Genomic DNA, 16289 nt, shown 5'->3' with positions numbered 1-16289 from the left:
GATGAGCGAGCACCAGAAGCGCACCTACACAGCAACTCCCGCCGACGAGGCGGGAGAGGTCGACCTGGGCACGCAGGCGGTCGGTCGCGACGAGCTGCTCGACGACGATCTCGACGTGGGGACCCAGGCCGCGAGCCGCGACGAGCTCGACGTCGGCACGGTGGCCGCCTCTCGCGACGACCTCGATGTCGGGACCCAGGCCGCCGACCTCGCCGACCTCGACGTCGGCACGCAGGCGGCGGCGCCGGACTCGGGCAACACCCCGACCGATCGGGTCTCCGGACCGTCGAGACCGACCATGCCCGACGAGGGGATCGCGGCGTTCGGTTCGTCCCGGCGCCTCATCCCCCGCAACCGGTCGATGGTGCACGACCGCCGGCTCGGCAGCGGTCTCGTCGAACTGCCCAAGATCACCGACATCGAGCCCGCCGACGCGGTGCTCACCCATCCGGTCATCGCCGAACGCAAACGATTCTGCTGGCGGTGCGGAAAGCCGGTGGGGCGCAGTGCAGGACCGGGCAAGGGCGACCTCACCGGGGAGTGCCCGCATTGCGGTTCGCGCTATTCCTTCGTCCCGGGACTCGCCCGCGGAACCCTGGTTGCCGACCAGTACGAGATCACCGGCGCGATCGCGCACGGTGGACTCGGCTGGATCTACCTCGCCGTCGACCGCAACGTCTCGGACCGACCGGTGGTCCTCAAGGGCCTGTTGAACTCATCGGATTCCGAGGCCCAGGCGGTGGCCGTCGCCGAACGGCAGTTCCTGGCGTCGGTGAACCACCCCGGCATCGTCAAGATCTACAACTTCGTCGAGCATGTGAACGAGTACGGGGATCGCTTCGGCTACATCGTGATGGAGTACATCGGCGGCCAGACGCTCAAGCAGATGACCACCGACGAGGGCAGTTCCCGGAGCATCAGCGCATCGCAGCGCCGCTTCAGCGGGCCGACGAGCGGGCCGACGGACACCGACCACGTCGCCGAGGTGTCGCCCGGCGGCGAGAATGACGACGACCACCTGCTGCCCGTCGAGATCGCCATGGCCTACATGCTGGAAGTCCTGCCCGCCGTGGGATATCTGCATTCGGTCGGACTGGTCTACAACGACGTCAAGCCGGAGAACATCATGGTCGGCAGCGACGAGGTGAAACTCATCGACCTGGGCGCGGTCTCCCCCATCAACGGCTATGGCCACCTCTACGGCACACCCGGGTTCCAGGCACCCGAGATCGTCAAGACCGGCCCACAGATCGCCACCGACATCTACAGCATCGGCCGCACCCTGGCCGCCCTCACGCTTGACCTGCCCAAGGCCGACGGCCGCTACCTCGACGGTCTGCCGTCACCGGAGGACAGCGCGGTGCTGGCCGACAACCCGTCGTATTATCTTCTGCTGCAACGGGCCACGGCCACCGATCCGGCCGAGCGCTTCGCCTCGACGGATGAGATGACCACGCAGGTCCTCAACGTCCTCCGCGAGATCGTCGCAGTGCACACCGGCGTCCCCCGCCCGTCCCTCTCGACGGTGTTCACCCCGCAGCGATCCACTTTCGGCACCGACCTGATGCTGGCGCCCGTCGACGGTTTCTTCGATCCCGATCAGGCCGCGTTCTACGATCCCGTCGACATCGCACGTGCCCTTCCACTACCACTGGTGAATCCGCTCGATCCTGCTGCCGGACTGCTGACCTCGGCCGCGCTGTCGGATCCGCGCCAGACTCTCGACTCGATCCATGCGGCACGCGCCGACGGCTTCACCTCACTCCTTGGCAGGCCGACCGAGAATCCTCATCCGTCACTGGAGATCGACCTCGCCGAGGCGCGCGCCCATCTCGAGCTCGACGACGTCGACACCGCACTCGAGTTGCTGCGTGATGTCTCGGCACACCACGGCGATTCGTGGCGCATGCAGTGGTACATGGCGATCTGTGCGCTGATGAACGACGAGCCCGAGCTGGCCTACGAACGATTCAGCGATGTACTGCAGGCGATGCCCGGCGAGGTGGCACCCAAGCTCGCCGTCGCGGGGACGGCCGAACTCATCGGACGATGGTTCTCCGACGAGAACTCGTCGTCGGACCAGCACGGCAGGCGAATCACCGAGTTGTTCGACATCGCCGCGCACCACTACCACGACCTGTGGCTGACCGATCACGCGATCGTCACCGCTGCATTCGGTCTCGCCCGCCTGGCGGTCGCCGCGGGCAAGGTGGACGAGGCGATCGAGCCCCTGGACGAGGTACCTCCGACGAGCAGGCATTTCAACACCGCCCGCGCAACAGCGGTACTCGCGCTGGTCCACGGAAGGCCGATGAGTACCATCACCCGCGAACACATCGTCGAGGCGGCCCGACGGGTCGGGGTGATGCCCGACAGCGAGCCCCGCAAACAGCGCCTGCTGCTCATCGTGCTCGGCACCGCACTCGGCTGGGTCCACGAGAACCCGGACATGGACCCGGACCTGCAGCCGACCGTGCTGCTCGGGTACCCGTTCACCGAGCCGGGATTGCGCGCCGGTACCGAACGCTGCCTACGCGGGCTGGCGAGGCAGACGCGTGTCAACCGGGATCATCGGTTCATGCTGATCGATCTGGCGAATTACGTACGGCCCGACACGCTTTTCTGATCGGCAGACGGGTGGTCGGGACTAGAGCTGCGCGACGACCTCCGCCGACTGCCGCGCGATCGCCAGCTCCTCGTTGGTCGGCACCACGAGCACGTCAATCGTGCTCTCGTCGGCGGAGATCCGGCGGGCATACCTGCCACGCAGCGCGTTTCGCTCATCATCGATGACGATGCCGTAGTTCTGGAGATTCGCCAGCGCGTCCGCCCGCACGCCCGCGGCGTTCTCCCCAACCCCCGCCGTGAACGTGATCGCGTCGACCCGGCCGAGTTCGATCATGTAGGCGCCGATGTAGCGGCGCAGCCGGTGGATGTAGACATCGTAGGCCTTGCGTGCCCCGGCATCGCCTGCCTCGATCTTCTCCGTGATCGTCCGGAAGTCGTTCTCACCGCACAGTCCTTTGAGCCCCGACTGCTTGTTCAACAACGTATCGATCTGGTCCACACCGAGTTTCGCCACCCGGTTCAGATGCATCACGATGCCGGGATCGATGTCACCACTGCGGGTGCCCATCACGAGCCCCTCCAACGGGGTCATACCCATCGAGGTGTCGACGGGCCTGCCGCCGGCGATGGCCGAAGCCGAGGCGCCGTTGCCGAGGTGGAGCACGATCTGGTTGACCTCGCCGACCGGGCGCCCGAGGAACTCCGCGACCTGACCGGACACGAACTCGTGACTGGTGCCGTGAAAACCGTAGCGGCGGATGGCATGCATGCTGGCGACGCCGCGGTCGATCGCGTAGGTGGCCGCGGCATCGGGCAGCGAGTGGAAGAACGCGGTGTCGAACACGGCCACCGAGGGGACCTCGGGAAGCAACGCCCGCACCGCCTCGATGCCGATCAGATTCGCCGGATTGTGCAGCGGCGCAAGGGTCGAGATCCGACGGATCTCCGAGATCACCTCGGTGGTGACCAGGGTCGGCTGATGAAAGATCCGTCCGCCGTGGACGACGCGATGACCGACGGCACGCAGGCCGACCGTGGCGAGATCCGTTCCGCGGTCGGCGAAGAATGCCATCGCCGACTCCACCGCCGCCCGATGGTCGGGCAACGCCCGCACCTCGGTCACCGATTCGCCGCCCTGTTCGTGGGTGATCGACGAGTCGTGCTCACCGATCCGCTCCGCGATGCCGTCCGCCAGCACGTCTTCGGTATCCGGATGCAGCAGTTGGTATTTGAGTGACGACGAGCCGGCGTTGAGAGCCAGCACCGCACCTTCGGCAGACTTCGGATCACTCATCGTTGCTCCCGGGCGTCGGCGTCTGTTGGGCCTGGATGGCGGTGATCGCGACCGTGTTGACGATGTCGGAGACCAGCGCACCCCGCGACAGATCGTTGATCGGTTTGTTGAGTCCCTGCAGGACCGGTCCGATCGCGATCGCGTTCGCGCTGCGCTGCACGGCCTTGTAGGTGTTGTTGCCGGTGTTGAGGTCGGGAAAGATCAGCACCGTCGCCTTGCCGGCCACCGGCGAATCCGGCATCTTGGTGGCAGCGACGCTCGGCTCGACGGCCGCGTCGTACTGAATCGGCCCTTCCACCAAGATCTCCGGCGACCGTTCACGAACCAGATCGGTGGCGACGCGCACCTTGTCGACGTCGGCGCCGGAGCCGGACTGCCCCGTCGAATAGGACAGCATCGCCACCCGGGCGTCGATGCCGAACTGCTCGGCGGTCTGCGCGGACGAGATCGCGATGTCGGCCAACTGCTCGGCGGTGGGGTCGGGGACCACGGCACAGTCGCCGTAGGCCAGCACCTGATCGGCGAGACACATGAAGAAGACGCTCGACACCGTCGATACCCCGGGGCTGGTCTTGATGATCTCGAAGGACGGGCGGATGGTGTGCGCGGTGGTGTGCACCGCACCGGAGACCATCCCGTCGGCGAGTCCGGTGTGCACCATCATGGTGCCGAAATACGAGACGTCGCGCATGGTCTCGACGGCACGCTCGAGGTCCATCCCCTTGTGCTTGCGCAGGTCGGTGTAGATCGCGGCGAACTCGTCGAGCCGATCGGAGCTCGCCGGGTCGATCACGTCCACGCCCTCGATGTCGAGCGCGAGTTCCTGTGCGCGCGTGCGCACGACGTCCTCGTCACCGAGCAGTGTGAGGCGCGCGACCCCGCGGCGCAGCAGTCTGCCTGCCGCCCGCAGGATACGATCCTCCTCCCCCTCCGGGAGCACGATGTGTTTGCGCTCCGCGCGGGCCTGCGCCACCAGGCTGTATTCGAACATCTGCGGGGTGACCACCGACGGAGAACGGACGTCGAGGACCTTCATCACCGCCTCGGGTGCGATGTGTTCTTCCATCAATGCGAGCGCGGCCTCGATCTTGCGTGCCGACCCGACCGCGACCCGACCGCGGGTGTGGGCCGCGGTTCGGGCCGTCTCGTAGGTACCCTGCTCGCACGAGATGATCGGCAACGTCGGCCTCAGTCCGCTCACCAGTGCCTGGATCATCGGATGCGGGCGCAGTCCACCATTGAGGATGATTCCTGACAGCCGGGGAAAACCCTGCGCGGTATTGGCATTGACCAACGCGAGCAGCACGTCGGAGCGATCGGCCGGGGTGATGACCACCGTCCCGTCGGTCAGACGCTCGAGGATGTGCTCGACCGTCATACCGCCGACCATGACCTTGAGTGCCTCCCGCTCGAGGAGTTCCTCGTCGCCGCTGTACATCTCGGCGCCGAGCGCATCCTTCAGCTCGGCCATGGTCGGCGCGAACAGGACCGGGGCCTCCGGCAGACACCAGGTCGGCGTGCCCGTCTTCTCCACCTCCTTGCCGATCACCACCATCAACTCGGGCTCACACCGGTTGACGACGATGGCGGCCGTGGTGGCGTGCACTGCCGAGATCTCGGTGAGGAGCAGATCCGCGAGTCCATGGAGTTCGGTCGCGCTCCGCCCGGTTGCCTTGATGGCCAGGATGATCGGCGCCGACAGGTTGGCCGCGATGCGCGCATTGAAACTCAGCTCGGAAGGGTTGCCGACGTCGGTGTAGTCCGACCCGATCACCAGGACCGTGTCACAGCGGGCCTCGACGGCGTGGAAGCGCGCGACGATCTCACCGATGGCGGCTTCCGGATCCGCGTGAACCTGTTCGTAGGTCACGCCGATGCAGTCCTCGTACGGCAGATCGACCGAGGCATGGTCGATCAGGAGGTCGAGGATGTAATCGCGTTCGCCCGCGGCAGCCCGCGAGATGGGGCGGAAGACCCCGACGCGCCCGCCGGTCGCCGACAGCAGGGCCAGCAGGCCCAGTGCGATCGTGGACTTGCCCGTGTCGCCCTCCGCGGACGCGATGTAGATGCTGTTCGACGTGCCGGTGTCTGCACCCATGTCCGCCAGCCTATCGGCCGCCGGCGATTCAGAGCAGGATGCCGGGATTGCAGACACCCTCCGGATCGAGCGTCTGCTTGACCGCACGCAGTGCCGCGAGCGCGAGCTCACCGATCTCGTCGTGGTAGGCCGCACGATGGTTGCGGCCCACCGCGTGATGGTGAGTGATGCTCGCACCGGTGGTCCGGATCGCATCGTTGGCCGCGATCTTCGCCGCCGACCACTGGGCGATGGGATCGTCGGCCTGCGGGCAGACCACCGTGAAGTACAGCGATGCCCCGGCCGGATAGACGTGGCTGATGTGGCACATCACCAGCGGCGGTGTCCCCGCCTCGGTGAGGGTGTCGGTCAGCGCGGCGGTGACGGCGGCCTTGAGGTCGGTCAGTCGCGACCAGTAGGTGACGGTCTCGAGGGTCTCCACCAGGACGCCTGCGTCGAGGAGCGGATCGCGCAGGTAGGGGGCCCGGAAGCGGCCGGTGCGCCACGCCTCCCCGGGGCCGGTGCCCAGGGCCAGGCCGCCGGCCTGTGCAAGCACCCGTCCGGTCGTGGTTCGCCGAGCCTCCACCTCTTCCCGGTGCCCCTCGTATCCGACCACCACCAGGCAGCCACCCTGAGCAGTCGCATCGTCATCGGCGCCCGCACCATCCGGGTCGGCGAGGTTGATCGCGGTCTCCGTCTCGTCGGACAGCCGAAGCACGGTGGGCATCGGCCCGTCCTGTGCGAGCGCGCGCAAGGCGTCGGAGCCCGAGTCGAAGTCGTCGAACCGCCAACCCTCGAACACCCGGTGTTCGGGAGCGGGCCGGACGCGCACGGTGACCTCGGTGATGATGCCGAACGCCCCCTCGGAGCCGAGGAAGAGCTGGCGCAGATCAGGACCGGCGGCCGATCTGGGGGCTGTGCCGACCGTCACGGTCCCGCGTGGTGTGGCCAGCGTCAGCCCCTCGACGATCTCGTCGAATCGGCCGTATCCGGCCGAGGACTGACCGGCCGACCGGGTCGCCGCGTAGCCACCGATCCCGGCACCGGCGTAGGACTGCGGAAAGTGACCGAGCGTGTATCCCTTGGCGCGCAACAACTCCTCCGCACGGACCCCGCGCAGCCCAGCCTGCAGCGTCGCGGTGCGAGAGATCTCGTCGATCTCGACCAGACCGTCGAGCCGGGTGAGATCCACACTGACGACGCCGGCGAACCCGGTGCGATCCGGTGCGAGTCCACCGACCACCGATGTGCCGCCGGTGAACGGCACCACCGCGACGTGATGGACCGCGCAGATCTCGAGGATGCGGAGTACGTCGTCGTGCGATCCCGGGCTGACGACGAGATCGGGCGCATCGCCGGCGTCGCCACTGCGCAGCGCCAGGATGTCGGGAGTCGAGTAGCCACGGGTGTGGTCGATGCGGGCCCGGTGATCGTCGGTCACACGGTGGACGCCGAGGGCCTCCACGAGAGCCGAGCGGGCTGCCGCCGGGATCACCGGCTCGGCGAGCACGACGTCGTCGGGCGCCACTCCCCGCTGCTGGTCTTCCCCCTGCTCGCTGCCCTCGGCGCCGACCAGGGCCGCCGCGGCCGTAGGCAATTCGCCAGGCGTCTCCGGGTCACCCCACCGTGGCCTGCGCAGATGCACGACCGGCAGGGCGGTCTCGTCGGTACGTGGTGAATCGGCGTGGATCTTCATGGCGGCCGCCCTCCTCGGGATCGTTACACATTCACCCTAACTGTCACTGGGCGGTGACTGGCACTGCACTGATGGCAGGCCGCCGGCCGACTCACCTGACGATCGCACGCACGACGAGGGCCGCGATCTCCTCATCGGACAGAGCACTGTCCGGGATGAGCATCAACGAATAGATGGTGCGCACGAGGAACTCGGCCGCTCCCGCAGGGTTCGGGTACAGCTGATCGCCGATCTCCGGTTGGAGGTCGGGGAGGGTTTCCGCGACGATCTGGTGGATCAGGGTCGGCCCACCCGCGTCCTTCGTGGCCACCAGGGCGCGCACGATCTCTTCGGGCTCGTTGCGCAGCACATACTGCAGCGCTTCGTGTTCGCGGATGTAGGGCAGCACGTTGAGGATCTGCGCCCGCACCTTGCCGGCCGCATCGGGTTCGGCGCCGGCCCAGTCACGCAACTTGACGCGCAGGGTGGCCACCTCACGCTCGACGATCGCCGCGATGAGGGCGTCCTTGCCGCCGAACATCCGGTAGGCGGTTGCCCGTGCCACGCCTGCCTGTCGGGCCACCGACGTCAGGCTCAGCGCCTTGGCACCGAAGCGTGACACCACGGCCACCCCGACGTCCACCATCCGGTCACGATCCATGGCTGTCAACGGTATCCGACGTACGGAGCAGGCACGGCCTGCCGCACGCCCCGATCAGCCGGCCGGCGGAGGCGTGGTGGTGGTGGTGGTCGGAGTGGTGGTGGTCGGCGTGTGCGGACGGGGCAGGAGGGGACGGGGCAGGACAGGACGCGACCGGGTGACGGTCGGGATCCGCTTCGACGTCGCCGTGGGCGTCACGGTCGATCGGGGACGTACCGACGGTCGCGGTCGTGTGGAGGTCGACCGCTTGGGTATCGCGCGATCGGGTGAGGCGAAGGTCGCGGTGACGACGGCGCGACGCGCGACCTCTCTGCCGACGGGCACCGCGCTCTGGCAGTCCACCACATAGGACTGTGCACCCGGCACCGCCGACGTTGCGCTCAGCACGCCGCGCTGTCCCGGCCCCAGTGTGGTGGCGGCGGTGGGTGGTTGCGGCCCGACGCGACCCAGCGTGCAGATCACCGGCACCGGACGAATCCCGTTGTTGCGCAAGTCGACATGCACCGTGCGGTCGGATACACGGACGCCACAGTCGGGTGCGGGCCCGGAGCCCTGGAACGGTCCGCACGAGGACCTGGTGACGGTTGGAGCGGCCGACGAGGGCGACGGGTCCACGATGAGCATGGTGAGGCCACCACCCGCGGCGACGAGTCCGCCTGCGGTGATCAGCACGACAAGTTTTCGCATACGTTCGCTCCTCGACGACGTGGGTCAACACTAGCCCGTTCGGGCAGGTGCCTGCACCTCGTCGTCGGAGGTCCGCGGCCGAAAACGCACCAGTCCCCGACCGATGGCCACCCCGGCCAGACACAGGACGCCCCCGACGATCCGGATGGCGGGCGGGAGTTCGCCGAGGAACCACCACGACATCAGGATCACGATCGCCGGCACCGCGAGTGTCGTTGCCGCGAGCCTGCCCGCGTCGGTGCGCGCCAGCGCGTAGGCCCAGGTGGTGAAGGCGATCGCGGTCGGCCCGACGCCGAGGTAGATGATCGCCCCGACCTGCCCGGGATCGGCCGCGGCCAGCTCGCGCATCGCGGTCGGGGCGAAGGGCAGCGTGGCGACCAGGCCGGCCACCGCACCCAGCCAGGTGGCGGTCACGGCGTCGACGGCGCGCAGGGCCACCTTCTGCAACAGGACGCCTGCGGCGTAGAGGACGGCGGTGACGACCCCCAACGCCAGTCCGAGCCAGTCGGCATGGGCACCGTCGCCGCCGACGGTGATCAGCACGACCCCGCTGAACGAGATGACGATCCCGATCACCAACGTCCGCGAGAACCCCTCCCCGAGGAAGAATCCGGCGTACACGGCGACGATGATCGGCGCGAGGTTGACGAGAAGGGCCGCGGTGCCTGCGTCGAGGTGTTGCTCGGCCCAGTTCAGCACCACGCTGTAGGCGCCGAACCACGCGACACCGTAGGCGATGACGAGCCGTAGGGCCCGGCCGCGTGGCCATCGGGGTCCGGTCCGGGCCCGACTCGCAGGCCGACGCCGCGCGACGACGAGTACGACCGTCAGCGCCACGACACCGAACAGCAGACGTAAGAACGCCATCGAGCCAGGCGAGAAGGCCGGCCCGAGGTCGCGGATCACCACGAAGGCCGATGCCCACAGCACCACTGTGACGGTTGCGGCGATTGCCGATCGATGAATCGGATCGGAGGTGCGCGTCAGCATGAAGACCAGCATCGCCGGATGAAGTAATTAGCACAAGCGACTATTCGTTGTGGACAGTTAAGCGCTGCTGTAGCTTCTACCCATGGTCGATCCTCACCGTCTCCGCGTCTTCCGGGCCGTCGTCGCCGAGGGGTCGATCGGCGGCGCGGCCCGGGCACTGGGGTACACGTCGTCTGCGGTGAGCCAGCACATCTCGGCATTGCAGCGCGAGACCGGCCTGGCACTGGTGGAACGCGATGGTCGCGGGGTGCTGCCGACGCAAGACGGGCTGATCCTCGCCGAGGAATCCGCAGCCGTGTTCGACCACCTCGCACGACTCGACGGAATCGTCGGTGACCTCCGTCAGGGGCGGGCGGGGCGCCTCTCGGTGAGCTACTTCGCGTCGGCGGGGACCACGTGGATTCCCCCGATCGTCGCCACCATCACCCGGGAGTTCCCCGACATCCGACTCGACCTGCGTCTCGTCGAACTCGCGGAGGACTCCCCGCCCGGACCCGACGTCGAGGTGTATGTGGACGGCGCGGCGAGCTCGACGTTGGGCGGCTACGAGTGTGAGCACCTCGTCACCGAGCCGTACTACGCTGTGGTGCACTCGGATTCGCCACTCGCCGCCGCCGGCCGGGTCACCCTCGGCGAGCTCGCCACGCGGTCGTGGGTGGACAACGACATCGCCCGCGGGCCGTGCCGGCAGGCGCTGCTCGATGCATGCACCGCCATCGGCTTCACCCCCGACTTCGGCGTGCAGACGCAGGACTATCCGACCGCGATCCGTTTCGTCGCGGCGGGCGTCGGGCTCACAGTCGTGCCGGAGCTCGCCCTCGTCGGATTGCCTGACGAGGTGGTCGCGCTGCCGATCGAAGACCCCACCCCGACCCGCGCGATCTGGATGCGGCGTCATCATCGGGTCGCGGGTAGTCAGGCGGCCGACCGCGTCGTCGGACTGCTGCGGTCGGCCGTCTGAGCCCGCTCAGGCCGACAGTTTGCGCAGTCGGGGCGCGAGGTCCTTCTCGAAGTTCTCCAGGAAGCGGCGCTGATCGTGGCCGGGCGCATGGAACACCAGGTGGTTGAGGCCGCAATCGGTGTAGAACTTCACCTTCTCCACCGCCTCGTCGGGATCGGACGCAACGATCCAGCGTTTGGCGACCTGCTCGATGGGCAGTTCGTCGGCCAGTCGTTCCATCTCGGTTGACGAATTGACGCTGTGCTTCTGCTCTGCGGTCAGCGACAGCGGCGCCCAGAACCGGGTGTTCTCCAGCGCCAGTTCGGGATTCGGATCATAGGAGATCTTGATCTCGATCATCCGGTCGATGGCGTCGAAGTCGCGTTCGGCCTTCTCGGCACCCTCCTTGACCGCCGGGATCAGCTTCTCCTGATAGAGATCGGCGCCCTTGCCCGAGGTGCAGATGAAACCGTCCCCGGCTCGTCCGGCGTACCGCGCCACCACCGGACCACCCGCGGCGACGTAGACCGGGATCGGCTTCTCGGGCACGTCGTACATGTACGCGCCCTGCGTCTTGTAGTACTCGCCGTCGAAGTCGACCTCCTCGCCGGTCCACAGTTCGCGCATGAGCTTGATCGACTCACGCAGCCGGGCGAAGCGCTCCTTGAACTCTGGCCATTCGCCCTGGAAGCCGGTCGCGTATTCGTTGAGGGCCTCCCCCGTGCCGACGCCCAGCATGATGCGTCCCGGATACAGGCAGCCCATCGAGGCGAAGGCCTGCGCGATCACCGCCGGGTTGTAGCGGAACGTCGGGGTCATCACCGACGTCCCGATCTGCACCCGCTTGGTCCGCTCCCCCACCGCCGCCATCCAGGCCAGCGAGAACGGGGCGTGCCCGCCGTTGTGCCGCCACGGCTGGAAATGATCGCTCACCGCGACCGAGTCCATGCCGTGCTCCTCGGCGGCCACCGCGATCTCCACCAGCTCACGCGGATCGAACTGCTCCGCCGACGCCTTGAAACCGAGCTTGAGTTCTGCTGCCACGTGTTACCTCGCTCCTGACGGCCGCGGCTTGTCGAGCGCGCGGACTCCTCACCGATCGATCACTCTGTTCCAACGTACTCAGCGCGGTGGGTCGCGCTGCCACCGGTCGTGTGAGCATCGATTGGACTTCAAGTGAACTTGAGGTTCTACTGTGGTCGTCATGAGCATGGAATCGGTGGGCTGGGACACCATGTACAAATCGATGAACGCGCCGGAGGCACGGAACCTGCGGGGCGAGCGGGGCACCACGCTGCGACGCATCGCCAGGTTCGCGAGGCCCCATCGGCGCCGGATCGCGGTATTCCTCGGACTGTCGGTGCTGACCGCATTGTTGACGGTGGTGACGCCACTGCTGGCCGGACGGGTGGTCAACCTCATCACCGGCGGCGGCAGCGGTGGTGCGATCGCGGGACTCGCATTGGTCATCGCGCTCATCGCCGTCATCGAGGCGGCGGCGGGCATCGGGACGCGCTGGTTCTCCGCCAACATCGGCGAAGGGCTGATCCTCGATCTGCGCCGCTCCGTGTTCGACCACGTGCAGAAGATGCCGGTCGCGTTCTTCACCCGAACGCGGACCGGCGCACTGGTGAGCCGTCTCAACAACGACGTGATCGGAGCGCAGCGGGCATTCAGCGACACGCTGTCCGGCGTGGTGTCGAATGCGGTGACACTGGTCCTGACGCTGGGCGTGATGATCGCGATCAGCTGGCAGGTGACACTGCTCGCCCTGGTACTGCTACCGGTGTTCGTGATCCCGGCGCGCCGGATGGGCAAGCGGATGGCGTCCCTCTCCCGCGAGGCCGCGGAGTACAACGCGCGGATGTCGACGCAGATGACCGAGCGGTTCTCGGCACCGGGCGCCACCCTGGTCAAGCTCTTCGGTCGCCCCGACATCGAATCGACCGAGTTCGCCGACCGCGCGGATCGCGTGCGCGACATCGGGGTTCGCCGTGCGATGCTGCAGGCCTACTTCATGACGGCTCTCACGCTCGTGTCGGCCCTCGCGCTGGCGCTCGTCTACGGGCTCGGCGGGTGGCTCGCGGTCGGCGGTCACCTGTCCGCCGGTGCCGTCGTCTCGCTGGCCCTCCTGCTCACGCGGATGTACGCGCCACTGACCGCGCTGGCCAACGCGCGCCTCGAGATCATGAGTGCCCTGGTCAGTTTCGAGCGTGTCTTCGAGGTGCTCGACCTCGAACCACTGATCGCCGACAAGCCGGATGCGCGGCCCGTTCCGAACGGCCCGGTCACCGTCCGCTTCGACGACGTGTCCTTCGCCTACCCATCTGCGGACAAGGTGTCGCTGGCATCGCTGGAAGAGGTTGCGCAACTGGACAACCGGGGCGGTTCGACGGTCCTGCACAACATCGACCTCGAGGTCCCGGCCGGGACGATGACGGCGCTCGTCGGCAGTTCGGGTGCCGGCAAGTCGACCATCGCCAACCTGGCCACCCGCCTCTACGACGTCGACGCAGGCGCCATCGCGCTGAACGGTGTCGATCTCCGTGATCTCCAGAGCGCCTCGGTCCATCGGACAGTCGGACTCGTGACGCAGGACGGACATCTGTTCCACGACACGGTGCGGGCCAACCTGGCGCTCGCCGATCCAGCGGCATCCGAGGAACGGATCTGGGACGCGCTGCGACGGGCGCGTCTCGACGATCTGGTCGCGTCACTGCCGGACGGCCTCGAGACCGTCGTCGGGGAGCGGGGATATCGGCTGTCCGGCGGCGAACGGCAGCGTCTGACCATCGCCCGGCTCCTGCTGGCCCAGCCGTCGGTGGTGATCCTCGACGAGGCGACCGCCCATCTCGACTCGACGTCGGAAGCAGCTGTGCAGGAAGCACTCTCCGAGGCGTTGGTCGGGCGTACGTCCCTCGTCATCGCGCATCGGCTGTCGACCATCCGCGCCGCCGACGAGATCGCCGTCCTGGAGCACGGCCGGATCGTCGAACGCGGCGACCACGCGACCCTGCTTGCGCGCAACGGTCGCTACGCCGAGCTCTACCGCACGCAGTTCGCCGAAAAGCCCCAACTGAACGTCTGTGACGAGGAATTGACGGCCTGATCGCCGAGAACTCTTCAGGGCAGAACTTTTCAGGACAGAACCCTTCAGGGCCGGGCGGCCCATTCGTGCCACACCAGGTCACGAACCACGATGACCGGGCCGTCCGGTCGCCGGGTGCGATATTGCGGATACTTCTCGGAGAGAAGGTCGATCGCGGCTACCCCCGTCGCCGTATCGGCATCGACCACGTCGGCCAGCCCGTCGACGCGGACCCACCACAGCGCGGTCCAGTCGTCTGCGTAGTGATCCACGAGCAGCGAGACCGCGGGATTCGCGGTGATGTTCGCGAGCCTGCGCAGACGGCGGGTCCGTTTCGGCTTGTGGTCGACGCACGAGTAGACGACATCGGCGTCGGGAGCGAGCGCGAAGACGATGGGTACCAGATGCGGCGCGGTCCCTGTTGCCCCTGACCCTGATGTATCAGCCCCGGTTCCCTCGGCCGCCTCACCCACGGTGGCCAGCCGGGCCACCCGGGCCGCGCCGAACCGTTCCCGAGCGGAGCTCACCGAACGTTCAGTCGTCGGGATCGGTGGCGTTCGGCCGCGCGGGCGGTGTCAGCTTGCGGCGGCGGAACTGCAAGTAGATCAAGCCGATGTTGACCACCACGATCGCAATCCCGATCACCACCCACAGCCAGCGACCTTCACGCCACCAGTTCACGGTCAGCAGAGCCACGCAGACCATCAGGATCACCGAGCCGACGATGGTCATCCCGCGGGAGAAGCCCAGGGCCCCTCGTTGGAAGTCATTGTTGATCATCGCAGCTCACTCACGTCAGGTCTGAATCAGGATCACCACGGCGATCGCCACGGCAATCACCACTATCGCAACGACGAGGAACACCACATGCGACGGCCCCGGCATCTCGCCCCCGTCGCGGAGAACAGCCATCGTGCGGCGCCACCGCCAGGCACCCAACAGGGCGATCGCGCAACCCAGGCCAACCATCACGAGTCCGAGCGCGGCCTCCACCAGCGGATGCGCGATGTCGTCGGAGACATAGACGACGGCGACCCCGGCGGCCATGAAACCCAGGGACGTGCGTACCCAGGCCAGCACCGTGCGTTCGGCGGCCAGCGAGAACCGGGCGTCGATCGCTCCGGGCGTGGCCGGCGGTTCGTCGGACTCGGACTCAGCCGGCCCGTTGGTCCTTTCGGTGGTCAGCGTCCTTGGCCTCTCGGATTGCATGGGCAACGAATGCGGAGATCACCTCGATCGCGTGCACCGTCTCCGGATGACGTGTGGTGAGCACCGGAAACGCATGCACCTGCCAAGAATAGCTGTGGCCGACGGCGTCGACACCCGCGTCGTCGAGCTTCTCGATCAACTCGATCACATCGGCCTCGAGCATCTCGCCCTCGGCGGTGATGATCGCGGTCGGCGGGAATTCCGAGTCGGCGATCGCCGGGATGCGACGAATGCCCGAGAACGGGATCGGCCCACGGCCGAACAGTTGCGCGAGCTGCGCCATCTTGCTCTTCGGGATGTACGCGTCGGAGCGGCTGGAACGATCGGGATTGGTCCCGACGTCGAGGTCGAGCAGCGGCGAGACACCGATGAACGCGGTCGGTCGGGGCAGCCCCTCGCGCGCCGCGGCCTCGACCACCTTCCCGGCGAGAAAACCTCCCGCGGAGTCACCGGCGACGATCACACGCCGATATCCGCGCTCGCCGACGAGTTCGCGGTAGGCCTCCAGCGCATCCGACACCGACGTCCCCACGCCGACCGATGGCAGCTGGCGGTACTCGACGGAGAAGACGGGGAGTTCGCAGGCGCTCGACAGCCGGCTCGCGATCGACCGATGGGTACCGAGTCCGCACACCAGGAAGGCGCCACCGTGCAGGTAGAGGATCGCGGTCTCGGAGTCGCGGCCTGATGGCCCGGACGGCATGATCAGCTCGACCGGCCGGTCCGCGAGGGTCATCTGCTCGCGGACCACACCTCGGGGCTTCGGCCCGACCGCGATCGCGCGGTCGATCAGGAACAGTCCCGCCATTCCCGCCGTGTTGAGCGGCCACAACGACAACGTGGGTCGGAGCAGGGTCCGCGCGCCGATCCAGAGCGGATACGACAGGAGGCTGGGTTTGCGGTGGTGAACTATCGGCATGCTCGTGCCTCCTCGGCCAGTGACGCTGAACATGCGGAGGCGGATGCTCGACACACCGGAACTCGGAACGTGCTGAGATACATCAGTGCGAAAACTACACCCGTCAGCTCGGGTGTGGCCTGCAATTCGCGGGGATTCGCGGGCAACCTCACCGTGCGGAGACACCGAGATGCGCGCCACC

14 protein-coding genes are annotated in these 16289 nt (G+C 67.6%); 3 read left to right on the top strand and 11 right to left on the bottom strand.

What is annotated here, in order from left to right; genetic code table 11:
• Nucleotide 1: 1 nt before the first annotated feature.
• Nucleotides 2-2626: a serine/threonine-protein kinase gene (locus IDF66_RS22810; protein ID WP_190268751.1), complete on the top strand. Its 2625-nt coding sequence runs from the start codon at nt 2-4 to the stop codon at nt 2624-2626.
• A 21-nt stretch (nt 2627-2647) separates the two neighbouring features.
• Here the strand turns inward: IDF66_RS22810 and IDF66_RS22805 are convergent, their stop codons facing one another.
• From IDF66_RS22805 to IDF66_RS22780, 6 genes are all read right to left on the bottom strand, one after another.
• Nucleotides 2648-3862 carry an acetate kinase gene (locus IDF66_RS22805; RefSeq protein WP_190268750.1) on the bottom strand — a complete coding sequence of 405 codons (1215 nt, stop codon included), beginning with the start codon at nt 3860-3862 and terminating at the stop codon, nt 2648-2650.
• A complete protein-coding gene (gene pta / locus IDF66_RS22800) occupies nt 3855-5960 on the bottom strand; it encodes a phosphate acetyltransferase (RefSeq protein ID WP_190268749.1) in 2106 nt (701 codons plus the stop codon). Before pta ends, IDF66_RS22805 begins: the two co-directional genes overlap by 8 nt.
• 28 nt (nt 5961-5988) lie before the next feature.
• Nucleotides 5989-7635 (bottom strand): FAD-binding oxidoreductase, encoded by a 1647-nt coding sequence (locus IDF66_RS22795; protein WP_190268748.1) that lies wholly within the window; start codon nt 7633-7635, stop codon nt 5989-5991.
• 91 nt (nt 7636-7726) lie between these two features.
• Nucleotides 7727-8275, bottom strand: coding sequence for a TetR/AcrR family transcriptional regulator (locus IDF66_RS22790; RefSeq protein WP_190268747.1), 549 nt, complete (start codon nt 8273-8275; stop codon nt 7727-7729).
• A 54-nt stretch (nt 8276-8329) separates the two neighbouring features.
• A complete protein-coding gene (locus IDF66_RS22785) occupies nt 8330-8962 on the bottom strand; it encodes a hypothetical protein (RefSeq protein ID WP_190268746.1) in 633 nt (210 codons plus the stop codon).
• A gap of 30 nt (nt 8963-8992) precedes the next feature.
• Entirely contained in the window at nt 8993-9952 is a 960-nt protein-coding gene (locus tag IDF66_RS22780; RefSeq protein ID WP_190268745.1) for a DMT family transporter, read from the bottom strand.
• A gap of 82 nt (nt 9953-10034) precedes the next feature.
• On the opposite strand from IDF66_RS22780, the gene IDF66_RS22775 reads away from it, so the two are divergent.
• The gene (locus tag IDF66_RS22775) at nt 10035-10913 is read left to right on the top strand and encodes a LysR family transcriptional regulator (RefSeq protein ID WP_190268744.1); all 879 of its coding nucleotides are present in this window, start codon (nt 10035-10037) and stop codon (nt 10911-10913) included.
• A 6-nt stretch (nt 10914-10919) separates the two neighbouring features.
• Here IDF66_RS22775 and fgd read toward each other — a convergent pair whose 3' ends face one another.
• Complete coding sequence (gene fgd, locus IDF66_RS22770) at nt 10920-11936, bottom strand: glucose-6-phosphate dehydrogenase (coenzyme-F420) (protein ID WP_164310477.1); 1017 nt, start codon at nt 11934-11936, stop codon at nt 10920-10922.
• 160 nt (nt 11937-12096) lie between these two features.
• Here fgd and IDF66_RS22765 point away from each other — a divergent pair, with 160 nt between their 5' ends.
• Nucleotides 12097-14001 carry an ABC transporter ATP-binding protein gene (locus IDF66_RS22765; protein ID WP_190268743.1) on the top strand — a complete coding sequence of 635 codons (1905 nt, stop codon included), beginning with the start codon at nt 12097-12099 and terminating at the stop codon, nt 13999-14001.
• Between the two features lie 44 nt (nt 14002-14045).
• On the opposite strand, the gene IDF66_RS22760 is transcribed toward IDF66_RS22765, so the two are convergent.
• From IDF66_RS22760 to IDF66_RS22745, 4 genes are read right to left on the bottom strand one after another with little or no spacing between them, the layout of a single operon-like run.
• Nucleotides 14046-14507, bottom strand: a complete 462-nt coding sequence (locus IDF66_RS22760) for a TIGR03668 family PPOX class F420-dependent oxidoreductase (protein WP_190268742.1) — start codon at nt 14505-14507, stop codon at nt 14046-14048.
• A 7-nt stretch (nt 14508-14514) separates the two neighbouring features.
• Nucleotides 14515-14760, bottom strand: coding sequence for a hypothetical protein (locus IDF66_RS22755; RefSeq protein ID WP_190268741.1), 246 nt, complete (start codon nt 14758-14760; stop codon nt 14515-14517).
• A gap of 15 nt (nt 14761-14775) precedes the next feature.
• Nucleotides 14776-15189, bottom strand: a complete 414-nt coding sequence (locus IDF66_RS22750) for a YidH family protein (RefSeq protein WP_190268740.1) — start codon at nt 15187-15189, stop codon at nt 14776-14778.
• The gene (locus IDF66_RS22745; protein WP_190268739.1) at nt 15134-16108 is read right to left on the bottom strand and encodes an alpha/beta hydrolase; all 975 of its coding nucleotides are present in this window, start codon (nt 16106-16108) and stop codon (nt 15134-15136) included. Before IDF66_RS22745 ends, IDF66_RS22750 begins: the two co-directional genes overlap by 56 nt.
• Nucleotides 16109-16289: the final 181 nt, after the last annotated feature.

Origin of the sequence: Gordonia hankookensis (genome assembly GCF_014673215.1) — a bacterium.
Taxonomy (GTDB): domain Bacteria; phylum Actinomycetota; class Actinomycetes; order Mycobacteriales; family Mycobacteriaceae; genus Gordonia; species Gordonia hankookensis.
Note: the sequence above shows the minus strand (reverse complement) of the source record. Positions and strands in the feature narration are given on the sequence as shown.